At 39.4% G+C, this 22,437-nt stretch carries 16 protein-coding genes; 4 read left to right on the top strand and 12 right to left on the bottom strand.

Features of this window, described 5'->3' with window-relative positions:
• Positions 1–29: 29 nt before the first annotated feature.
• From B5D47_RS02695 to B5D47_RS02680, 4 genes are all read right to left on the bottom strand, one after another.
• On the bottom strand, positions 30–1,400 hold the full coding sequence (locus tag B5D47_RS02695; protein ID WP_078930285.1) for a flagellar hook-length control protein FliK: 1,371 nt from the start codon (positions 1,398–1,400) through the stop codon (positions 30–32).
• Positions 1,401–1,474: 74 nt separating this feature from the next.
• Positions 1,475–2,104: a periplasmic-type flagellar collar protein FlbB gene (locus B5D47_RS02690; RefSeq protein ID WP_078930284.1), complete on the bottom strand. Its 630-nt coding sequence runs from the start codon at positions 2,102–2,104 to the stop codon at positions 1,475–1,477.
• A 108-nt stretch (positions 2,105–2,212) separates the two neighbouring features.
• Entirely contained in the window at positions 2,213–4,972 is a 2,760-nt protein-coding gene (locus tag B5D47_RS02685; protein ID WP_078930283.1) for a hypothetical protein, read from the bottom strand.
• Between the two features lie 22 nt (positions 4,973–4,994).
• A complete protein-coding gene (locus tag B5D47_RS02680; RefSeq protein ID WP_159443473.1) occupies positions 4,995–6,284 on the bottom strand; it encodes a hexokinase family protein in 1,290 nt (429 codons plus the stop codon).
• Positions 6,285–6,548: 264 nt separating this feature from the next.
• Here B5D47_RS02680 and B5D47_RS02675 point away from each other — a divergent pair, with 264 nt between their 5' ends.
• The 3 genes from B5D47_RS02675 to B5D47_RS02665 all read left to right on the top strand — a co-directional run bounded on the left by B5D47_RS02675 (position 6,549) and on the right by B5D47_RS02665 (position 10,821).
• Positions 6,549–8,645, top strand: a complete 2,097-nt coding sequence (locus B5D47_RS02675; protein ID WP_078930281.1) for an ATP-dependent helicase — start codon at positions 6,549–6,551, stop codon at positions 8,643–8,645.
• Positions 8,646–8,743: 98 nt separating this feature from the next.
• Positions 8,744–9,343 carry a hypothetical protein gene (locus tag B5D47_RS02670; RefSeq protein ID WP_078930280.1) on the top strand — a complete coding sequence of 200 codons (600 nt, stop codon included), beginning with the start codon at positions 8,744–8,746 and terminating at the stop codon, positions 9,341–9,343.
• Between the two features lie 131 nt (positions 9,344–9,474).
• Positions 9,475–10,821 carry a uracil-xanthine permease family protein gene (locus tag B5D47_RS02665; protein WP_078930279.1) on the top strand — a complete coding sequence of 449 codons (1,347 nt, stop codon included), beginning with the start codon at positions 9,475–9,477 and terminating at the stop codon, positions 10,819–10,821.
• Positions 10,822–10,862: 41 nt separating this feature from the next.
• On the opposite strand, the gene B5D47_RS02660 is transcribed toward B5D47_RS02665, so the two are convergent.
• The 6 genes from B5D47_RS02660 to B5D47_RS02635 form a co-directional block, all read right to left on the bottom strand.
• Entirely contained in the window at positions 10,863–11,429 is a 567-nt protein-coding gene (locus tag B5D47_RS02660; protein ID WP_078930278.1) for a hypothetical protein, read from the bottom strand.
• 1 nt (position 11,430) lies between these two features.
• Positions 11,431–11,976, bottom strand: coding sequence for an adenine phosphoribosyltransferase (locus B5D47_RS02655; RefSeq protein WP_078930277.1), 546 nt, complete (start codon positions 11,974–11,976; stop codon positions 11,431–11,433).
• Positions 11,977–11,988: 12 nt separating this feature from the next.
• Complete coding sequence (locus B5D47_RS02650; RefSeq protein WP_078930276.1) at positions 11,989–12,888, bottom strand: prephenate dehydrogenase; 900 nt, start codon at positions 12,886–12,888, stop codon at positions 11,989–11,991.
• Positions 12,889–12,935: 47 nt separating this feature from the next.
• Entirely contained in the window at positions 12,936–13,976 is a 1,041-nt protein-coding gene (gene tsaD, locus B5D47_RS02645) for a tRNA (adenosine(37)-N6)-threonylcarbamoyltransferase complex transferase subunit TsaD (protein WP_078930275.1), read from the bottom strand.
• 45 nt (positions 13,977–14,021) lie between these two features.
• Entirely contained in the window at positions 14,022–15,263 is a 1,242-nt protein-coding gene (locus B5D47_RS02640) for a divergent polysaccharide deacetylase family protein (protein ID WP_078930274.1), read from the bottom strand.
• Positions 15,264–15,326: 63 nt separating this feature from the next.
• Positions 15,327–16,148 carry a sigma-70 family RNA polymerase sigma factor gene (locus B5D47_RS02635; RefSeq protein WP_078930448.1) on the bottom strand — a complete coding sequence of 274 codons (822 nt, stop codon included), beginning with the start codon at positions 16,146–16,148 and terminating at the stop codon, positions 15,327–15,329.
• Between the two features lie 453 nt (positions 16,149–16,601).
• Between B5D47_RS02635 and adhE the strand changes: the two genes are divergently transcribed.
• A complete protein-coding gene (gene adhE / locus B5D47_RS02630; RefSeq protein ID WP_078930273.1) occupies positions 16,602–19,217 on the top strand; it encodes a bifunctional acetaldehyde-CoA/alcohol dehydrogenase in 2,616 nt (871 codons plus the stop codon).
• 142 nt (positions 19,218–19,359) lie between these two features.
• Here the strand turns inward: adhE and gltX are convergent, their stop codons facing one another.
• Positions 19,360–20,940 carry a glutamate--tRNA ligase gene (gene gltX / locus B5D47_RS02625; RefSeq protein ID WP_078930272.1) on the bottom strand — a complete coding sequence of 527 codons (1,581 nt, stop codon included), beginning with the start codon at positions 20,938–20,940 and terminating at the stop codon, positions 19,360–19,362.
• A 145-nt stretch (positions 20,941–21,085) separates the two neighbouring features.
• On the bottom strand, positions 21,086–22,432 hold the full coding sequence (locus B5D47_RS02620; RefSeq protein WP_078930271.1) for an MATE family efflux transporter: 1,347 nt from the start codon (positions 22,430–22,432) through the stop codon (positions 21,086–21,088).
• Between the last annotated feature and the right edge of the window lie 5 nt (positions 22,433–22,437).

The raw sequence follows: 22,437 nt of genomic DNA, 5'->3' as shown, positions 1-22,437 counted from the left end.
GTTTAGTTTTTTGTTAAAATCCGCAGCAATTATGCAACAATATTCACAGCATAACTGTTATTCTCGACATAGCGGGCAACTTTTTCATCTGCAAGTGCTCCTCCGTCCGCTGTATATTCTGAATAAACCCGGTTTGCAAAAAACTGCGACTGTCCGTCTTGAGAATTTTGTTCATGATTTTGTGCAAACTGACCGCCCTGATTTGCAAAATTCAAGTTGAATTCTCCTGTTTCAAAACCACTGCCGGCAAAAGCATTTTTAAGAGCGGCAATGCTGTCTTTTACGGCATTATACGCTTCCTGCGAGTGAACGGTTATCGAAGCCGAAACTGTTTTGTCCGAAAGGTTCAAGGCAATTTTTACGTTTCCGAGTTTTTCCGGATGCATTACAAGATTTATGCTTCCAGTGTTATTGTCGCGCAAAACTATATTTCCTGCCTTTACAAAATCCGGCGCATTTGCCTGAATTGCATTTGAAAGCATATTCTGAAAAGTCGAACCGTTTGCTGCGGCGCTCTGAGTGTCAGAAGCAGTTATGTTCTGGTTTACAGAATTTGAAAAATCCATTGTAAATTGAACAGTATTTTCGTTCTGTTTTTTATAAGCAAGATTAAAATCCTTGCGTTCCTTTGTTTTTTCAACCTGAATTTCAGCGGATTTTGAATCGATTTTTTCTGTCCGTAAATCAGTCACCTGAATTTTTGCAGATTTTTTTGTCTGTTTTAATTTTTCTTCGTTTTCATCAGAAAGTTTTGAATTATTTTTGGAGAATTTTAATTCTTCGTTCAAAACAACAGTTTCGCCCTGAGTTTCTGAAAGATTTTCCGCGTTTTTTAGAAACATTTCAGGATCTTTTAAGGCAAGATTCTGAGCTTTTTCCAAAAGTTCCTCGTTGCTTGCTTGTCCCGGAATAAATTCAATAGCACTGTCAATAAGTTCCGCAAAATCCTCGGAAGACATTTCTTCAATTTCGTCTGTTTCTGAAATATTTTTTACAACAGGAGTTTTTAGCCATTTTAACTGCTCCTGAGAAATTTGAGTTTTTCCAGTTTTTTCAGATTCAAGAGAATCTTCAAGCGAAAGATTTTTTAGCTCGTCAGTTAAATCTATTTTTTCGGCAGGAATTTCTTCCATCTGGCCGTTTTTTAGCAAAGCCAGAACTGCATTTTCTGCATTTTTGTTTTCTGACGGAGATTTTTCAGATTTTTCGAGTTTTTCGTCTTTTTCAGAATCAGAATCCGCCTTCAAACCTAAGTTTTTTTCTTTTGAAGTTTCTTCGATTTTACTCTGCTGAGAATGAACCATTTCTAAAAACGATTCGCCTTCTCCAGAAAATTTTTGGGCAGAAATTTGCTTTGTCTGAATTTGAGGCACAAAAGAATCAAGTTGAACGCCCTGCATAATCAGAACCTCCGGTCGTAAATCAAACACCTAAAAAAGTTCCGATTTTTGCATTTTTAGCTAAAAAGGCAGGCTCAGTCGAGTTTTTCCGGCTTGCTCGCCATTTTTCGCTGAATTACCGCAGCTCTTTCCGAAGGCATATTCATAAGCCATACAGAAGTCATAGAGGCGGTGTTTGAAGCCAAAGCCTGGGCATCGGTTTTTCGGAAAATGTCGATTATATCCTGATCGTCCATTCCGAGAAGCTGCTCAACTGCCGTTTTTGGCGGCATATTCTGCAAATAGGTCGAAATTTGTTCGATGTTTGTACTTCTATCATCGTACTTTTTGACCTCATTGTTGAATGTTTTTTCTCTTTCTTCCTGAGATTTTTGTCTGTCTTCCAATTCGCGCGCAATCGCCTCATTCGCATTTTCTGAGCGCGCAATGTCCGATTCCCTCTTGTCGAGTTCCTGACTGCGGATTTCGAGGGCTTCGAGCCGTTTTGCAAGCCTGTCGTCTTCCAGATTTGCCTGCAATGGCTTTGATGAAGTTGCAGAAACAGAAGTTTGGGGCTGAAGTCCAAAAAGCTTGTAAACCGGAGCAAAAATCGACTTTGCCTTGATTATTCCAAGATAATCAAACCACAAAAGTCCGCCAAGAATAATTGCCAAAATTAAAAAAAGCAATGCTATTGACTTTCCGATTCCACGACTTCTTGCCATTTTTCCCGCCCAAAATCACTTATTTTTGATTTTTTAATTCTTTTTAAAATATAAAAATGCTGCTTCCTAGACAGCAAATCCAATGTTTTAAGTTTAACTTATTTTTTATTACCACGCAATATTTGAAAAAACCGCATAAAAACCGGCTTTCCATTTTGAATTTTTATCTGTTCTCAATAAATAATTTAAGTAAGCGCCGAGAGTAAAATTACTTGAAGATGAAGCAAAATAACTCGTATTTGGAGCAAAAGTAATTTCTCCGGAAAAACCCAGACTGTCCGAAAAATCTTCGTATTTTAGGTTTTCTGCAATTTTAAAGGTGCGTTTTACAGCAAAAAACTCTTCCGGTTCATATTTTACATTTGCGGAATATGACATTTTTAAGGCAAAATGCTGGACATAAACCGAAACCGCCGGAATTCCTTTTTGAATTTCATGCGAAAAAAGCTCAATGCTGGCGTCTCCAGAAGCAAAATATTTTTTAGAAGGAAAAATTGAAGCCTTCAGCTTAACAGGAAGAAAAAACGGAACAAAAATTTGAGTTTCCGCCCCGCAATTCAAATATTTTTCATTTTCATCGTAAATTTTTCCAAAAGAATCAAAATCATACGAAATTGCAGTTTTTTCAAAATCGACAAAGGGCTTAAAATAAAATCCAGTTTTTTGAGAATGCTTAGCTCCAAAACTTCGGACAGTCGAAAAATTCAGGAATATTTTTCCGTCAATTGAATTTCCAGTGCGGCGATATTCATCTGTTTCTATTTTTCCGTCAACCAGAATTTTTTCTTTGGAAGCTGCTTTTTCAGTTCCAGAAACCCAGGTAAAACTAAGTCCAGACGAAAAAATTGAATAAAATCCCTGCCAAAAAACCTTTGTGACAGCAGAATTTAAATACGAATTCTTAAATCCAAAAGAATCGAAACAAACATCTCCGCAAAAAGCATAATTAAAACAGTCGTTTCCTCCGGAAATTGAACCTTCAAGGGCAAAATGCTGCAAAAGCAAATCAAAACCTGCCGATAAAACAGTAATTTTATCTGTCCACGGAGTCGAAGTTATAAAAGTTGCGCCCCAAATAAATTCATCGTCAATTTCAAAATCGTGATTATAAGTTTTTGCCGTTCCAACAGGAAGAAAAGCGCCGTTAAAAAAATATTTTGCCGGACTGTATTTTGTTTTTTTGAATTTTTTTTCTGCCACAAAATTTTCACGGCTTTCCAGTTCAAAAGCTTCTGTTTTTCCAGAAAAATCCGACTTTTCAAAAAAAATGTTTTGCTCAGGAAGTATTTTACTCTCAAGTGGAACAAATTCCTGCCAGTCATTCTCGTCAACTTTTACAAGGCGCAGCGGATTTGAATCGTATTCTTCGTTTATGACAAAAAAACCGTCGTTGCAGGGCACGGCCTCGATAAAAAACGCAACGCTGTCTTTTGAAAGCAACTCAATTTTTGCATTCAATGTATTTTTATCAATAAAAATTTTTCCAAGCCGTGCAAGGCTCTGGCTTTCCATTTTTGCCCAGACAAAGACAAAACTCAAGACACCGTTTTCTTCTTTTTCAAAATGAACGTTGTGAATAATTCTGTCTCCGAACGTCCATTCCGCCTTTCTGCCTTTTGAATCCTCGTACAAAAGACTCCAGGAAAGACCGTTTTTTACAGAAATCAGACCGTGCGTTTTTTCAAAATTTTCGCGGTTGTGTTCAATTTTCCGCTTTTTTTTGGATTTTAAATCGTATTCAAAGTCTTCTATTTTTATGTTTGAACGGCCGGCAAGCCTGTTTACAAAAATTTTCGTTCCGTCATCTGAAAAACGCAATTTTTGAACATTTTTTGCAGTAAAAAGCTTTTTTGAATCAAGATAAACCGTGTTTGAAAAAAAATCGAACCAGACAGTTTTCCATTCGCCAGTCTGCCCGTCAAAAAAAGAATCCAGCGTTTTTACAAGAGATTTTTTTTTGCTATTAAAAAAAACTGAATTTTCCGCGGAGATAAATTCATTGTATTCGTCAAAGCCGATTTCTGGAACCCAAAGTTTTTCGTAAAAATCGTTCCAGGCTTCGTCAAGTTTTATTCCAAAAGTTTTATAAAAAATGCCGGCGCAAAAAGAAAAATCGGTTTTGCTTCCAGCGTTTTTCCAAAACTGCGCATATTTTTCTTTTCCGTATTTTTGAATCAAATATCCGGCAAAATGAGAGCCAAAAATATACGCATCGTTTCCGTACGGAAAAATATCCCTTGCTCCGCTAACATCGCGCCACGAAGGAAATTTTTTTTTGCCCGAGAGAGATTTTAGTTTTGCCGCAGTAATCTTTTGAGTAAAGAACGGATCGTTCAGTCTTCCGCCTTTTTTCTGGCTTTCAAAAGCAACTGCCGCTCCTTCAAACCAAAAAGAAGTAAGTGAAATTCCTGCCGGAGTAAAAAAATCCGCAAAAACCGACATTCCACGCCAAAACGGAGATTTGGAATTGAGCGAAACTGCATGAACCAATTCATGATAAAACATTGCCTCCACGCTTTTTTCGTTCATATCAAGTTCGTAATCCATTTCTGTGTCGTAAAGAACAATATGGTTATACGGCGCCATCGAAAAATATGCATTTACCGATTCAACCTGATCCGTTATCGAAACAGGAAACCTCTGGTAAGGCTCGTAACCAAAATCCGAAACGATTTCTTCATAATATGAATCGCAGACAGCGGCAATTTTTTGAGCAGTCTGAATACAACTGTCAGGAAAAATAATATCAAAATACCGCGTCTGGATTTCATTCAAACTGCCTTTTGTTCCGCTCATGCTTCCGCCCCGGGCAAAGACAGAAAAACCGAAAACAAAAACGCAGATTAAGGCAAAAAAAAGTCTTTTCATTTTTCGATTTTGCAGAAAAGCCTTAAATTAAAGCGGCGACCGCAGTTCCTAAAGTAATATCGTTTTCAACGCAAACTGTTTTGTAAGAAATTCCGCATTTTTTGTATGCATAATCAAAAAGATATTTTTCAGTCCGCTCCTTAAGTCTGTGAGTTTTGTAAAAAGTTGTTCCGTTGCAGACGATACATACTTCTTTTGCAGGAGAATTTCCTTCGCTTTTACCTTTTTCTGTTGCAATAAGGTTTGCCGCTAAAATCGAAGCCGCATAATGCGCGCATCTGTCCACGGCGGAATCCAAAAGCTTAAAGGCAATTTTTCTGTCCTTTTCGGTAAAGCAGCATTTTTCGACAGGATTTTCGTTTTTGTCCTGTAAATTTTTATCAAAGCCGTTCAAAAAATTATCCGCGTCAATTGTAGAAAGCAAAGCCAGGTTTTTAAAATTTTCAGCCGCTTTCTTAGAAAAAAGATTTTCGTTTGCCGCAAATTTCAAAAAAGAAAGACAGGTGTTTCCCAAATATGCGCCGCTGCAACATTTTTCCAAAGGAAACTGAACCGGAATCGCAGTTCTTTTGTCCGCATCAACGTCAAAATCGCTGAGTTTAAAACTGTTGCACTTTCCGCTTTCGCAGACAATAATCTGATTCTGCCCTTTTTCGTCCCAGATATTTCCTTCAGGAGCAACAAAGGCCGCGTTCATTCCGGTTCCAAGAATAAAGCCGATGTAAGAACCAGCATCCTTTTCCTTTACCTTTCCGGCAAGAAGAGCGCCGACAGTGTCGTTTATTACAGAAATTTTGCCGACTTTCCAGCCGCGTTTTTCAAGTTCATCTTTAAGGCATTTTCCGACAGGACAGCCAAGAACGCTCCTCGCCTTAAACTCTTTGCTAAAGGCATTTGGAATTGCGTCGTGCTCCGGAGTCATATCAAGCGAATACGAAAAACAAAAACCGATTTTCTCAGCCTTGCCTTTCAAATATTCAATTCTGTCAGCAATCGCGCTAAAAAATTCATCCTTAGAATATTCTTTTTCAGTCGCAGGCATAAAACTTTTCTTAAAGTCCGAAATTTCCGCATTTCCAGAACCGTCAAAACTGACAAGACAACTTCTAAAATTCGTTCCGCCGGCATCAATTACAATAACTTTCTCGTTTTCTGGATTTTTCGAAGGCGGAAGCATCCATGTCCGGCTCATATCCATTCCGCGGTTTTCGGATTTTGGACGCCTCATATCAGTCAAAATCTCATCAACAATCATCTTCGACACAAAATTATGTCTTTTAAAAAAAAGTTTTAATTTAAAATCAGTGAACATAATCCAATTATAAACCCAAAACAATTTTTTACAAAATGGATTTAAAATAACCATTATTTATTTCAAGGCAAAAATAAAAAAAATAAGGAGCGCATGCCACCATCTTATCCGGCTAACCGCCCTTTCGCTACCGCTCCATTGCTTCGCAACTTCGGGGCTAATATCCGGGCTAAGTTTTTTTGTCAATAAAATTCAACTTTCCGTCTTATAAAAAAGTTTAAGCAATACCCAAAAATCAAAAAAAATACTAAACTTCATATTCCTATGGCTACAGATTTATCAGACCTCAAAAACGAATTAAACCCGGAACAATACGAAGCCGTAATGACTATAAACGGTCCAATTTTGATTATTGCCGGAGCAGGTTCAGGAAAAACCCGCGTAATCACATTTAGAATTGCCCACATGCTCGATTCCGGAGTCCCTCAAAGCCAGATTCTTGCGCTCACCTTTACAAACAAGGCCGCAAAAGAAATGGTTGAACGTATCAAGGAACTTACAGGAAAAAAACTTCCGTTTCTTACGATTTCGACATTTCACGCATTCGGAGTAAAAGTTTTAAGGCAGGACATTGCAAAACTCGGCTGGCGCGAAAATTTTTCAATTTACGACGAAACAGACCGCAATGCGCTCATAAAAGAAACCGGCCGGGAACTGCGCTATTCGCCCGAAGCTCTCGACATTTACAAAATCGGAATTTTGATTTCTGACATAAAAACCGGACGCAAACAGTGGAACGCGGAAAACGAAATGTACCGCGAACTCTACGAAGGCTACCAGGAAGGCCTAAAACTTTACAATGCCGTTGATTTTGACGACTTGATTGTCCTTCCAATCCGCCTTTTTAAGGAATTTCCAGAAATTCTTGCAAGCTACAAACAGCGCTACAAATACATAATGGTAGATGAATTCCAGGACACGAGCCACAAGCAGTACGAAATGATGCATCTTCTTGCAGACCAGAACGTTGCTGTCGTTGGAGATGACGACCAGAGCATTTATTCATGGCGCGGAGCAGACTACCAGAACATAGTCAATTTTGAAAAAGACTTTCCTGCTGTAAAAGAAATCCGCCTCGAGCAAAATTACCGCTCGACAGGAACAATTCTTGCAGCGGCAAACGGAGTAATCAAGCACAACACAAACAGAAAGGACAAGCAGCTCTGGTCTGGAAAAGGAGAAGGAAAACCAATTGAAGTTTATAGTCCGGACAACGAAACCGCCGAAGCCGACTTTGTCGCAGAAACAATTCAGGCGATTTCTGTCGAAGAAAAGCGCAAATATGACGATTTTTGCGTCTTATTAAGGGCAAACACCCAGTCGCGTGCAATTGAAGAAGCCTTTTTGCAGGAAAACATTCCTTATACGATGAGCGGCGGAACTTCATTCTTTCAACGAAAAGAAATAAAAGACATAATCTCGTATCTCCGCGTAATTTCCAACCACGACGATGATGTAAATCTTTTAAGGATTATAAATGCGCCAAGACGGGGAATCGGACGGGCGACAATTGAAAAATTAAATCAAATTGCAAAAAATTTGAGCTGCTCGCTTTACGAAGCCATAAAATCACTTCTGGAAGTTCCGGAAGACGAAGCAGATCTTTTTATGCAAACTTCTCCGTCAAAATACGGAATAGACGATGGTCTTGATTTTTCTGAGGGAACTAAAGATTCTCTCAAGGATTTTATAGATATTATAGACTCAAACAAAAGCATGCTAGGCGGACACGGACTTTCAAAAAAAGTGCGCAAAATGGTCGAAGAGATCCACTATTTTGACTATCTTATTTCAGAAAATCCAAAATCAGAAAAAGCAGCCAGATTCAAGTTTCTAAATATCGAATCCTTAATCAATTCAATCGAAATGTGGGAAAACAACCCAGAAACTCAAGATCCGACTCTTTACAATTATTTAAACAGAATCACACTTTTGTCGCGCGACGACATGGACGACGAAGAGGATCACGGAAAAGTCAACCTTATGACGATTCACGCTTCAAAAGGACTTGAATTTCCGGTCGTTTTTATAATCGGTTGCGAAGAGGGGCTTATTCCCCACGGACGCGCAGTTGACGAAGGCGGAAATGCGGCCGTCGAAGAAGAAAGAAGGCTTTTTTATGTTGCAATTACGCGTGCGAGAGACAAACTTTACATTTCATCATGCTTAAAACGAAGGCATATGCAGTCTGTCGTTGAATGTACACCTAGCCGTTTTCTTGAAGAAATTCCTTCAAGCCTTGTAAAATACTATGAACCTCCAGCGCCAGTTGATGATAAAACCGCCGATGAGTTTTTCGCTCAAATGAAAAAAAGGTTTTCTGCCCCGATTGTACCAGGCTTTAACAATCTGCAACGTTAAAAAACGGTAAAATATCGTAATTTTACAAAATAAAGACAGGAAAAATTGTTAAAGGAAGATTAGAATATAAATATCTCAATTAAGGAGGAGATATAAAAATGAAATTAGTTACAAAAGTAACAACAGCTATCGCAGCACTTGCAGCAGTTGCAATGCTCGCATCTTGTGGATCTACATCTGGAGCTTCTTCAGAAGCTTCAGCTCCAGCTGCTGCACCAGCAGCTTCAGGAAGTGCTTCTGTATGGGAATGGAAATCAGTTCCACTTTCAGATATTGGTACAAACGATACAGTAATCGATGATCGTTTCATTCTTGATCCAGCTTCTAACCCATGTGACGCAGAATTTGCCGCAGTTGCAGGAAAAGCAAAATTCAAGACTGAAGACCTCGGAACAGCTATCTACCTTCAGAACAAAGCTGCATCAAACAAAGACAACATCAAAGATGTTTTCCAAGCTGCATTCGAAGTAGTTGTAAAAGCTCCTGCAAAAGTTACATTGACAATCTCTGGAAACGGCGATGCTACTCCAGCTCGTGTATTTGGTGTATTTGATCCAAGCGGTGCTATGATTGCTTCTGTAGACAATCTCGGTCAGGATGCAAAATCAGAACTCGTATTCGATGCTGCAACAGCTGGTGCTTACACAATCAAAGCTTCTGGTACACGTATCTACGGTGTAAAAGTTGAAGCTAAATAAGTTTAGTATGTAAACTAACCGAAAGACCGGGTTTATTTAAACCTGGTCTTTTTTTTTGCATAAAAAATTAGAGGGCGCTGTAAAAAAACGTTTTACATCAACCTTATTTTAAAATTTTTTGGAGAAAAAAAATGGAATTGATTTATGGAATCAAGGACAAGCCAAGCTTAGGAAAAGTAATTCTTTTTGCACTTCAGCAGCTGCTTGCAATAATGGCGGCGACAATCGCAGTTCCTGCAATCGTTGGAAACGGACTCAGTGCCTCCGCAGCCCTTTTTGGCGCCGGAGTCGGAACTTTTGTTTACCTTTTGTTTACAAAAAGTTCAAGTCCTGTATTTTTAGGAAGTTCGTTTGCCTTTATCGGCTCAATGTTCAGCGCTTTTGGCGGAGCTGCTTCTGTTACAGTCGGTTATTGGGGACTTATCATCGGTGCTGTAATGGCAGGTCTGGTTTATGTAATTATCGCAATAATCGTAAAATGCTGCGGTGTAAAATGGATTGACAGGCTTATGCCACCGGTAATCATCGGTCCAACAGTTTCTATAATCGGTCTAAGCCTTTCTGCAAATGCTGTCAGCGACCTTATGAAAACTTCGGTCGAAGGCGGAAGCACATACGTTGCTCTCATCTGCGGACTTATCACCCTCGCCGTTACAATGATGTGTTCATCTTACGGAAAAAAAATCGGCCGTCTTATTCCTTTTATCATTGGAATTCTTGCAGGATACCTTGCAGCATCAATTTTTGCACTTATCGGCTATACAACCTCAAACCCGGCACTCATCGTAATAAATTATCAGGCTTTGCTTGGTGTAAAGAGTTTTTTTGCAATTCCTAAATTTACTTTTCTAGCAGGAGGAATCGAAGGCTTAAAGGGAATAACTCCAACCTACCTTCTTACAATTTTTGCAGCCTACGTTCCAGTTGCATTTGTAGTCTTTGCAGAACATCTTGCAGACCACAAAAACCTTTCTGCAATAATTGGCGTAGACCTTCTAAAAACACCTGGACTTACACGCACTCTTTTAGGAGATGGAATTGGAACAATCGTTTCTACGGCATTTGGCGGCTGTCCTAACACAACTTACGGCGAGTCAATCGGCTGTGTTGCAATCACCCGCAACGCTTCGACAGTTTCTATCTGGGGTTGCGCAATTTTGTGTATTCTTTTTTCTCTTATAAGTCCGCTTGTTGCATTCCTCGAAACAATTCCAAACTGCGTAATGGGCGGCGTCTGCGTTGCACTTTACGGTTTTATCGCAGTTTCAGGATTTAAAATGTTCCAAAAGGTTGACCTGAACATAAACAGAAATCTTTTTGTAGCTTCGGTAATCTTTATTACAGGTGTCGGCGGAATGGTCGTAAAAATCGGAGCCGTAGAAATCCGTACGGTTGCCTGTGCCCTTATTTTAGGAATTTTAACAAACATTCTTCTCGGAGGAAATACAAAACCTAAAAAAGAAGAATCTGAAAACTAATTTGTCTTAACAAAACCGCACAAAGCAAAATCTGTGCGGTTTTATTTTTTCAGCACCTTGCAAAAAGCAATCCGTTCAAAATCCTGCACAATTCCATCGTCAGTTTCCACATCCTCATAGTAATAGCAGTGTCCGCAGTAAATATATCCGTTTTTTTCGACTAAATGCCGCATAGAAAGATTATTGCGATGAGTATCAATTTTTATACATTTTACGCCAGGTTGATTTTCACACCAGCTAAAAATAAACGAAGCGACGCCTTTTACCTTCATTCCGGACGCGACAGAGTGAATGCACCAATAATCTTCTGTGTTTTCCGGCCACTTTCCGTCTTTTAAATCGTTGTAGGAAGGTTCTTTTTCGTGCATGAACAAAAATGTGCCTGCAACTTCCTCTGTTCCATTTTCGTTTTTATAACAGCAGATAAATTGAATTTTTTTACTGATGTTCGATTCAATATTTTCTTTGTGGGGACGGTCATTTCCCCACTGAGTAGAATTTCCATTCGCCTTCATAAAATCCCGTGCAGACTGATAGATTTTTTGAATAGAATCCAAGTCTGACAATTCTGCACTTCGGATATAAAATTCAATCTGCCGATTTTGCATTTTATGCCCCGTAATAATTTATGAGTGTTGTTACAGGAGTCGGAGACAAAACTTTTTCATAATTCAAATCAGGAAGACCGATTACACCTGCAATTTCCGCAACTGCCGCTCCAGCCATTGCAAAAAGTTTTTTAGAAGCATTTAAAGTTCCACCGGTCGCAATCAAATCATCAATCAAAAGAATGCGGTCAGAAGCCTTAACATCGCTTTTATGAATTTCGATTTCTGCAGAACCGTATTCAAGCTCATAAGACTGACTGTAAACTTCGCCTGGAAGTTTTCCTTTTTTGCGAATTAAAATAAGCGGAATTGAAAGTCTGTCGGCAAGAGGAGCAGCGAACAAAAATCCACGGCTTTCTGCTCCTGCAACAGCCGTAATTTCGCCTTTTTCTACAAGCGGACGATATTTTTCTTCAAAACAATCAAGGCAAAACTTAAATGCCTGCGGATTTGTAAAAATACTTGTCACATCATAAAAAAGAATTCCAGGTTTAGGAAAATCTGGAACACGACGGATTGCACGGTCTAAAACTGAATTGTCTTTCATAAAAAAAGTCCTCTATTTTTTTGCTACGGTTCTTATTGAACCCATTTTTATTCTTTTTTCGCGGCTCTCTTCCATCAATTTCATAAGGCTGTCTTTGTCCTCATTTTTTATTGCATTCTTGAATTTGTTTATTTGATTTTCAAAATTTTCAATATGCCCGACAAGTTTTTCTTTATTTGAAATAAAAAGTTCAGTCCAAAGAGGAGCGTTTATCATGGCAATTCTCGTTAAATCTTCAAAACTTCCTCCTCCAAAAGCTGTAATTTGCTCATCTTTTGCGCTGTCAACAAGAGAACACGCAATTACGTGGCAAAGCTGGCTTGTAAAACCGATTTTGTAATCGTGAATATCACAGGTTGTTTCTGTAATCCGGGTAAAACCGATTTCTGAAATGAAATTTCGCATTATTTCAAGATTCTCAGCCTTGTTTTCAGGAAGCGGACACAAAATGTAATTGTGGTTTATAAACATTTTTGCAGTCGAATTGACATAGCCTTCCTTTTCGCCGCCAGCCATCGGATGACCGATTATAAAATCAACGTCAGGGCGCAAAATTTCTGGAAGTGATTTTTCAAAAATGCCTTTTACACCGGAAATATCAGTAACGATTGCCCCGCTCTTAAAAAATTTTTTGTTTTGTTCCAAAAAATCAATCGTCGCATGCGGATAAAGACAGACATAGACAAAATCACATTCAGGAAGCATTTTTTCGTATTCGTTTGAAGTAAACGCTTTATCGGCAATTCCTTCGTTTAAAGCCTGAGTAAGACAGGAAGTGCTTCTGTTGCAAACATAAATTTTTCCTGTCGAACCGCTTTGACACAAAATGTTTTCACGGATTGCTTTTGCGATTGATCCGCCCATTATTCCCAAACCGACAATTCCGTATGTCAAATCTTTTAAATTCCGCATTTTTTCCTCTTTTTGTTTTTTGTTTCGTTTTGCTGAACGTTATTCCGCTAGCGTCTTCCAAAAAATTCCAGGTTCTTTAATCCGCGCTTAAATTGTGGAATTCTGGCGCTCGCAGTCGTATCAATCGGGCTTGTGTCGCCGCGTTTTAAGAAATGATACGCAACTCCAGCAATCATCGCTCCGTTGTCGCCACAAAGTTTTAACGGTGGAAATATGCAGTTTAAATCGGTGCGTTCTGCAAGCATTGAGCGCAATCTTGAATTTGCGGCAACTCCGCCTCCGGCAACGACAGTTTTTATTCCGGTGTCGTCAACAGCACGCAAAAGCCGCGAAACAATCGTCTTGCAGGCAGTCTCCTGAAAAGCGGCGCAGATATTTTCGTTTGTTTTTTCATATCCCGGCTTTAAAAATAAATCCGCCTGATGAATTACCGCTGTCTTTAGTCCGCTAAACGAAACGTCATAACGGTGGTCGTCGCCCTTGTCGAGCTTTGGAACAGGAAAACTAAACGCCTTAGGATCACCGTTCTGTGCAAGACGGTCAATAATCATACCGCCAGGATAGCCAAGCCCATAAAATTTTGAAACCTTGTCAAAGGCTTCGCCAATCGAATCGTCAATCGTAGTTCCCAAAACCTCAAGGTCATCAAAACCGTTCACTTTAGCAATAATAGAGTGTCCTCCGCTAACCAAAAGTCCAATATAAGGATAAGGAATATCGTTTACAAGATGAGCAGCATACATATGTCCGAGCATGTGGTTTATAGCAATAAAAGGTTTATTTGTTGCCCAGGCAAGAGTTTTTCCAAAAGTAAGACCGACCAAAAGAGCGCCCATAAGGCCAGGACGATTTGTCGAAGCAATTGCGTCAATTTCGTCCAAGGTTAAATTCGCTTCTTTTAAAGCCTGTTTTACAACTGGCAAAATCCACTCTGCGTGCTTGCGGCTTGCAATTTCTGGCACAACGCCCTTATAAATCTGGTGAAAAGGAATCTGAGTAGCCACAACGTTGCTCAAGATTGTTTTTCCGTCTTCAACGACGGCACAAGCTGTTTCATCACAAGAACTTTCAATTCCAAGAACCTTCATTTATTTTCTCCAATAATAGCAAAATACCAATTCTTCACGTTAATTTTAACGAAGCGTTGAAGGAGTTGCAAACCTATAGCCTGCTTTAAGCAGATAAGGATACATCTGTTCAAGAAGTTTTGGCAAAATTTCCGCGCTTTTATCAACATGGGCAATCACAATCGCACTTCCATTTTTGTTTGCCGCTTCCAAAGATTTATAGATTTCTTTGAGCATAGCCTCGCGCGAAACGATATTGTCAATATAAGGCCCTGATTTTTCAAAAATCGTCATATCCCGCTCAATGGCAGCCTGAGGAGCCTTTGTATTGGCAGTCGTTCTGCTGTCCAAAAAATAAATTTTATTTTCAAGACAAACATCTAAAACAGCCCCGATTCTCAAAACATCTTCGGTAACTTCGCTTCCCTCGTGGTTATTCAAACCTTTTACGCCAGGTCCGATTTCCGCAAGATTTTCATTTATAATTGAGCTGATTTGCGAAAAACTCATATCAACACTGATTTTTCCAGGTCCCGGGTCAAGATTATGGTTTAATGACTGCATCGGCTGGTGCAAAATAAGTTCCTTTCCTGAAGAACGGACAATGTATGCGCAATCTTTTGAATGCAAAAGTTTCGGCAAAACAGCAATTGTAAGCGGAAACGGCAGCGAAGCGTATCTTTTTGTGTATTCTGCGTTCATTCCGGCATCGTCAATTACAAAAACCAAAGTCGCTCCGTTTTGCGCCGGAGGAATTAAAAACGGCAAATCCTGTTTTTTTTCTTTGTTTTGAATCTGCTCATTTTTTTTGGATTTTTCAAGATTTTCTACAGTCTTGTTTTTATTTTCGATTTCAGGCTTCGTTTTTTGAATATTTTTATTTTCCGTTTGAATTTTATTTGTATTTTCTATAGATTTTGCGGGATTTTTTTTAGAATCCGCATTTTGTTTTTGAGAAGTTTTATTTACGTTTTTAGAATTTTCGTCTTTTTTAGCAGAATCTGCCGATTTTTTTAACTCTTTTGAATCAGAAACTTCCTTCTTTTTTTGAGTTTTGCCTAATTCACCTGAGTTTTGCTGTCTTTGTTCTGTTTTTTTTTCGCTTTTTGCAATTTCCGCAATATTTTTTGCCTTCGCGCTTTGAGACAAAACATTTACAGCAATGCAAACACAGCAAATCAAAAAAATAATTCCGCACAAAACCGTCACTTTGTTTTTGTCGAGTTTAACTTTTTTAACTTTTCTGCGGCGCATAGAAGTTCTTTTTGTTTTTTTTGACGGCGAATTTGAGTTTTTTTGAGTTTTCATTGGAACAAGGATAAATTTATATCTTCGTTCATAATAAGCAATTTTTCTGTCTTATGGAATACTTCAGGCAAAACTGAATTCATTCAACGAGTCTGCATATTTTTTCATCTTCTTTATGGCCCTCAATTCCATCTGACGGACAGTTTCCGCGCTCACTCCCAAATCCGCGCTTAATTCGCGCAAAGTCGGAACATGCAGGTCGTTTTTAAAATTATATCTTCCATAAATAACTTTGCGTTCAAACTCAGGAAGAGAATCAACCATCTTTTTAATCTGATTTTTTTCATGAACGCGCAGATATTCAATTTCAGGATTGTAACTGTTGTCCACGATTAAATCTCCGATTGTCACATTTCCGTCTTCAGAAGCTTCAATGTCTATGCTTGTAATTGTATAAGAATACGAAAGAACTGACTCTATCTCTTCAGGAGTTGTTCCGCAGATTTCGGCAAGTTCTGGAACAGAAAGCTCGCGGTTCAAATTCTGCTTATATTCGTTTTTTGCGGCAACAATCTTACGCAAAAGCTCTTCTTTTCGATGAGGAAGAGCAATCATTGAAGTTTTGTTGTAAACATAGCGAAGCATATACTGCAAAATCCAACTGTATGCGTAAGTCGAAAATCTAGTATTAAAAGAATAATGATACTTTGAAGCCGCCGCCATAAGCCCCAAATTTCCCTCCTGAATCAAATCCATTATCGAATTTTTTGAAGTGCATAAAAATTTTCTGGCAATGCTTATAACAAGCCTCAAATTTGAATTTACAAGTTGATTTACAGCCTGGGCACTTCCTTTTTCAATCTGTTCAGAAAGTTTTTTCTCCTGCTCTGCATTTAAGAGAGGATATCTTCCTATCTGCTTTATATATGTTTCAAGAATTTCCATTTTTTGCCTCCCATAAAAAGTCAAGATTAAAACTTCAGTTTTAGGATTGACTTTTTAAGTTGTTCCGCAACGAAGTGAGAAACAACAGATGATAAGAAAGTTTGCAACGCAAACTTTTAAAACAAATGTCGTCATTTTATATAATGCAAGAATCGTGCCAACTTTTAATCCAATTCTCAAAACAAAAGCTGTTTTTTATATTTATTTGTAATACAAGTAATTATTTTGTTTTTTTTTATTTTTTGCCCTTATAACACAAAAAATCGAAATGTCCACTTTTTTACAAAAAATTTAACAATCGTTCATTTTTTTATACAGTTTTTCAAAACCGTACACTTTTTTATACAGCAGGGAATTAACATTTTTTTTATAAATTTTTTATCTAAAACAGAAAATATGATTTATAATTAAAGAGATTTTTAGATTGTAATAAAAAATAAAGGAGAAAAATTTATGAGTGAAGAATTAAATGCTTCTCAGAAAGAAATCAACTCTCTTGTCGAACGGGCACAAAAAGCGTTGGAAGAATACGCAAACTTTGACCAGGAAAAAATTGACTATATTGTGGCAAAAGCTTCAGTTGCGGCTCTTGACCACCACGGAACTCTTGCAAAACTTGCCGTTGAAGAAACAAAGCGCGGCGTTTTTGAAGATAAGGCAACAAAAAACCTGTTTGCCTGCGAATACGTTGTAAACCATATGCGTCACCTGAAGACAGTCGGCATTGTCGAAGACGATGATGTTACAGGAATCGTAAAAATCGCAGAGCCTGTCGGTGTTGTCGCAGGTCTTACACCAGTTACAAACCCTACTTCTACGGCGATTTTCAAGTCGCTCATCTGTCTTAAAACACGAAATCCAATTATTTTTTCGTTTCATCCAAGCGCAATAAACTGTTCAATTGCAGCGGCAAAAATCTGTTACGAAGCAGCAGTTGCCGCAGGTGCTCCAAAAGACTGTATTCAGTGGATTGAAGAGCCTTCAATGGAAAAAACTTCGCTTTTAATGAACCATCCTGGAGTTGCAACAATTCTTGCAACCGGTGGCAATGCAATGGTTAAGGCTGCATATTCGTGCGGAAAACCGGCATTGGGCGTTGGCGCAGGAAACGTTCCGGCTTATGTTGAAAAAACATGCAATCTTCGCCAGGCAGTAAACGATATTGTAATGTCAAAGGCTTTTGACAACGGAATGGTTTGCGCTTCCGAGCAGAGTGCAATCATCGACAAAGAAATTTATTCAGATGCGCTCAAGTTGTTCAAGGAATACAAGGCCTATCTTTGTTCTGCCGACGAAAAAAAGAAACTCGAAAAATACATGTTCGGAGTTGACGGCGATCCTAGCGTTGCAAAACTCAATCCGGACATTGTAGGTATGAATCCAAAAGTTCTTGCAAAAAATGCCGGATTTGAAATTCCTGCCGAAACGAGCATAATCCTTGCAGAATGTAAAGACATCGGTGTTGCAGAATGCCTTACCCGCGAAAAACTTTCTCCTGTTCTTGCAATCGTAAAATCTAACTCGACAGAAGATGGCATTAAAAAGGCGGAAAATTCGGTAAGGTTCAATGGACTTGGACATTCTGCCGCAATTCATACAACCGACAAAAAAATTGCCGAACATTTTGGCGATGTGGTTCCTGCAATCCGCATAATCTGGAATTCACCTTCTACATTTGGCGGAATCGGAAACGTTTACAACTCGTTTATTCCTTCTTTGACCTTGGGCTGTGGTTCTTACGGACACAATTCTACAGACGACAATATCAGCGCTGTAAACCTTTTGAACATCAAAAAACTTGGACGGAGAAGAAACAATATGCAATGGTTTAAAATTCCTTCAAAAATATACTTTGAACGCGACTCTATTGAATATCTCCACCAGATGAAGGAGATTCACAAGGCGATTATCGTAACTGACCGCTCAATGGTTCAGCTCGGCTATGTTGACAAAATCACCGACCAGCTCAAGCTTAACCGCAACGAAATTCAGTATCAGCTTTTCTGCGATGTTGAGCCGGATCCTTCAATCCAGACAGTTCGAAAGGGCGTTGAGCTTATGCGTTCGTTTGAGCCAGACACGATTATTGCTTTGGGTGGCGGCTCTTCAATGGACTGCGCAAAAGGAATGTGGCTCTTCTACGAAAATCCAGACGTCGACTTTAACGACCTCAAACAGAAATTTATGGACATCCGAAAACGCGCCTTCCGTTATCCGGCACTCGGAAAAAAAGCGCTTCTCGTATGTATTCCAACAACTTCAGGAACAGGCTCGGAAGTAACTCCATTTGCCGTAATCACCGACAAAGAAGAGCACAAAAAATACCCTCTTACCGACTATTCTTTGACTCCGAACGTTGCAATCATCGATCCAACATTCACTTACGGACTTCCGCCAAAAATCGTTGCAGACACAGGAATGGACGTTCTGACGCACGCAACAGAAGCTTATGTTTCTACGCTTGCAAACGACTTTACGGACGGACTTTGTATCCAGGCAATCAAAATGGTATTCCAGTACCTTGAACGCTCTTACAAAAACGGCGCAGACGACGTAGAAGCAAAAGAAAAAATGCACAACGCTTCATGTCTTGCAGGAATGGCCTTTGCAAACGCATTCCTCGGAATGAACCACTCAATGGCCCACAAAGTCGGAGGCGAATTCCATGTTCCGCACGGACGCGCAAATGCAATCCTGCTTCCATTTACAATCCGCTACAATGGAACTCAGCCAGAAAAACTTTCAACCTGGCCAAAATACAACTACTACAAGGCCGCAGAACGCTATGCTGAACTTGCCCGACTGCTCGGTCTTCCGGCAAAAACAACGGCAGAAGGCGTAGAATCTTACGCAAAAGCCTGCGGAGAACTGGGAATGAAGCTCGGAATCCAGATGAACTTCAAGAGTCAGGGAATCGACGAAAAAGAATGGATGAACGCAGTTGAAAAACTCGCTTATCTTGCCTACGAAGACCAGTGCTCACCAGCAAATCCACGCGTTCCAATGGTAGAAGATATGAAAAAAATTCTGACAGAAGCATATTCTACGACAGAATTTCTGGAAAAATAAAAAATAAAAAAAGAGGAAACGACACCTTTTTTCAAAAGGTTTCTTTTCCTCTTTCAAACTCTTTTTCTTCCAAAAAATGGCCATTTGTCTGTTGTTTATCCAGATTTAATGACCATTTTTTGTTTTAGAATATTTTCAAAAACTACAGCGTTGCAATAGTTCTTTCGATTCTCTTAAGGCTGCGCTCTTTTCCAAGAACGTGGATTGAACCAATAAGAGGCGGAGAAACACGGCTTCCTGTAACTGCCATACGAATCGGCATCATAAAGTCGCCAAGTTTAATTCCAAGCTCTTCTGCCTTCGCCTTTGCAAAATTTTCTGCGCCTTCGTGGTCTGTTTCAAAAACTGCCGCAACAAATTCTTTAGCAGCTTCCAAAACTTCCTTAGTTTTTGCAGCATCGATTCTTTTTGGAATAATCTGATCTGCTGGAGGAACTGCCGGTTCAGTAAACATAAAATGAACCATTTCAGCAGCTTCGGTCAAGAATTTCAATCTTTCCTGAATAAGCGGCATAAGTCCCATCAAGGTTTCTTTTACGTCTGCGCTCGTCATATTCATCGACTTGTCAACGCAGTAAGGCTCGCCGTCTTCTCCAAGCGCAACACCAGAGAATTGAGGACCAACATTAGGTTTTGGCTGCGGATTTTCCGGATTGATTTCGAGAGTTGCATCTCCTGTTCCAGTAATAAACGGCAATGTCCATTTGTAAAGGTCTTCTGTCGAAAGCTGGCGGATGTAGTTTGCATTGTAGAATTCGAGTTTTTTGTAATCAAAAACAGCAGGAGCCTTATTCAAGTGTTCAAGGCTAAATTTTTCCGCAAGTTCTTTTAGAGTGTAAAACTCTTTTCCTTCTTCGTAAGAACATCCCAAAAGCGCAACGTAGTTTATAATTGCCTGAGGCAGATAACCGCGTGCGCGGAATTCGTTGAGAGAAGTTGAACCGTGGCGTTTAGAAAGTTTTTTTCCGTCAGAACCGTTTACCATTGGAAGATGGCAAAATTCAGGGTGTTCCCAGCCAAAAGCCTTGTACATCTGAACATGGAGAGGAGTTGAAGGAATCCATTCCTGTGCGCGCATTACATGCGAAATCTGCATCAAATGGTCATCGACAATATTTGCAAGGTGGTAAGTCGGAAAACCGTCTGACTTGAGCAAAATCGGGTCAGGAGAAATATCCTCGTTCTTCCATACAATGTCGCCCAAAATATGGTCGTGGAATTTTGTCTCGCCTTCCATCGGAACCTTTAAGCGGATTACATGAGGAACTCCAGAAGCAAGTTTTTCTTTAACTTCTTCTTCTGTCAAATGGCGGCAGTTTCTGTCATAGCCAGGAGCCATTTTGTTTTCAGTCTGGATTTTGCGGATTCTTTCAAGGCGCTCAGCGTCGCAGAAACAATAATAAGCCTCGCCTTTTTCAATCAGTTCATTTGCATATTTTTTGTAAAGCTCAAAACGTTCGCTCTGAACATAAGGACCGTATTCACCGCCCTTATCGCCACCTTCGTCCCAGTCAATTCCAAGCCAGGCAAGAGTATCATAAAGATTTTTTACGTATTTTTCGTCGTAACGTGTGCGGTCAGTGTCTTCAAGACGCAAAATAAATTTTCCGCCCTTTGAACGTGCAAAAAGATAATTGAACAGCGCAGTCCTTACACCACCGATATGCTGCATTCCAGTCGGAGACGGAGCGTAGCGAACACGAACTTCTTTAATGTTTTCCATGTTATTCCTCTTAAATTCAATAAACGAATTTTATAATCGCCTGAATTCCAAATTCAAAATCCAGCATTCAGGCTGTTAAAAAAAACAATTTTATCTTTCTATTATACTGAAAATAAGAACTTCTGGGCAACCACAACAAAAAAATCTACTTTTTCTTTAATTTTTTGCAGCACCAGAAAAAAACAGGAATCAAAAAACTGTCCGCCAAAAGCCAGGCCAACGGACTTGCAGCGCAGGCAGCGGCAAAACCAAACATAGGAATAAAAACAATTCCAATTACGCCCCGCCCAACAAGCTCAAATGCTCCTGCAAATACAGCAACCGTCGAAAATCCCATTCCTTGAATCATAAACCTGACGACATTCACAAGAACCAAAAGAACGTAACAGGCGCTGTTTACAAGCAAAAACAAGCGCACATTTTTGCAGACAAGAGCAATAACTTCAGGCGCTTCATTTTTGCTCATAAAAAGATTGGTCAATGCCTCGCTTCCAAAAAACATTACGACAAATGCAAAGGCAGAATAAATAAAACCGATAAGGCAGGCGCTAAAAAGCCCGATATTCAAACGCTCAGTTCTTCCAGCCCCGACATTCTGTCCGCCATAAGTGGCCATTGTTGTTCCCAAGGCGTCAAAAGGTGTCGCAAAAAAAATATTTATTTTAGCTCCAGTTGCAATCGAAGCAACATAAACCGATCCAAGAACATTGACAGCAGCCTGCAAAATTACAGAGCCGATTGCAGTAATTGAATATTGAAGCCCCATCGGAACACCAGTTCCAAGAAGACTAAGGCTCCTCTTTGAACTAAAAATCCTGTCTTCCTTATTTAATCTCAAAATTTCAAATTTTCTGTGCATATAAAAAAAACAGATTATTCCGGCAACTCCCTGGCTTATTACGGTCGCATATGCAGCACCGGGAATTCCCCAGTCAAAGCAGGCAATAAAAATCAAATCGAGAATAATATTTAAAATCGCAGAAAAAATCAAAAAATAGAGAGGGGTCTTGCTGTCGCCAACAGAGCGGATTATTCCGGAAAGAAGATCGTAGAGAATTACGACGGGAATTCCAGCCAGAATAACCACAAAATAGTCATAAGCGCCATCAATAACGTCAGCAGGAGTTTTTAAGAGCAACAGAAGAGGTCTGCAAAAAATCACAGTAACCGCAGTCAGGACAATTGCAAAAATTCCGCCCAAAACGGCAGAATTAAAGACAAACTGCCTCATTCCGCAAAAATCTTTTGCACCAAACTTTTGGGCAACAGGAATTGCAAAACCCGAGCAAAGCCCCATGCAAAAACCAATAATCATAAAATTGAGCGAACCTGTAGAACCAACAGCAGCCAGAGCCGAAACTCCCAAAAACTGACCGACAATAATCGTATCTACAAGGTTATAAAACTGCTGAAACAAATATCCAAAAAAAACAGGAACCGCAAAATCAAAAATAACTTTTAGCGGTCTTCCAACCGTCAAATCCTTTGTCATAACAG

The organism is Treponema berlinense, assembly GCF_900167025.1.
Lineage (GTDB): Bacteria > Spirochaetota > Spirochaetia > Treponematales > Treponemataceae > Treponema_D > Treponema_D berlinense.
Note: the sequence above shows the minus strand (reverse complement) of the source record. Positions and strands in the feature narration are given on the sequence as shown.

Bases quoted from the DNA above. Each gene is read 5' to 3' on its own strand.
- B5D47_RS02665 (WP_078930279.1), top strand. From the start codon at position 9,475: ATGGAATTGATTTATGGAATCAAGGACAAGCCAAGCTTAGGAAAAGTA.
- tsaD (WP_078930275.1), bottom strand. From the start codon at position 13,976: ATGAAGGTTCTTGGAATTGAAAGTTCTTGTGATGAAACAGCTTGTGCC.
- B5D47_RS02680 (WP_159443473.1), bottom strand. From the start codon at position 6,284: ATGTTCACTGATTTTAAATTAAAACTTTTTTTTAAAAGACATAATTTT.
- B5D47_RS02670 (WP_078930280.1), top strand. From the start codon at position 8,744: ATGAAATTAGTTACAAAAGTAACAACAGCTATCGCAGCACTTGCAGCA.
- B5D47_RS02655 (WP_078930277.1), bottom strand. From the start codon at position 11,976: ATGAAAGACAATTCAGTTTTAGACCGTGCAATCCGTCGTGTTCCAGAT.
- B5D47_RS02675 (WP_078930281.1), top strand. From the start codon at position 6,549: ATGGCTACAGATTTATCAGACCTCAAAAACGAATTAAACCCGGAACAA.
- gltX (WP_078930272.1), bottom strand. From the start codon at position 20,940: ATGGAAAACATTAAAGAAGTTCGTGTTCGCTACGCTCCGTCTCCGACT.
- B5D47_RS02620 (WP_078930271.1), bottom strand. From the start codon at position 22,432: ATGACAAAGGATTTGACGGTTGGAAGACCGCTAAAAGTTATTTTTGAT.
- B5D47_RS02660 (WP_078930278.1), bottom strand. From the start codon at position 11,429: ATGCAAAATCGGCAGATTGAATTTTATATCCGAAGTGCAGAATTGTCA.
- B5D47_RS02685 (WP_078930283.1), bottom strand. From the start codon at position 4,972: ATGAAAAGACTTTTTTTTGCCTTAATCTGCGTTTTTGTTTTCGGTTTT.
- B5D47_RS02650 (WP_078930276.1), bottom strand. From the start codon at position 12,888: ATGCGGAATTTAAAAGATTTGACATACGGAATTGTCGGTTTGGGAATA.
- B5D47_RS02690 (WP_078930284.1), bottom strand. From the start codon at position 2,104: ATGGCAAGAAGTCGTGGAATCGGAAAGTCAATAGCATTGCTTTTTTTA.
- B5D47_RS02695 (WP_078930285.1), bottom strand. From the start codon at position 1,400: ATGCAGGGCGTTCAACTTGATTCTTTTGTGCCTCAAATTCAGACAAAG.
- B5D47_RS02635 (WP_078930448.1), bottom strand. From the start codon at position 16,148: ATGGAAATTCTTGAAACATATATAAAGCAGATAGGAAGATATCCTCTC.
- adhE (WP_078930273.1), top strand. From the start codon at position 16,602: ATGAGTGAAGAATTAAATGCTTCTCAGAAAGAAATCAACTCTCTTGTC.
- B5D47_RS02640 (WP_078930274.1), bottom strand. From the start codon at position 15,263: ATGAAAACTCAAAAAAACTCAAATTCGCCGTCAAAAAAAACAAAAAGA.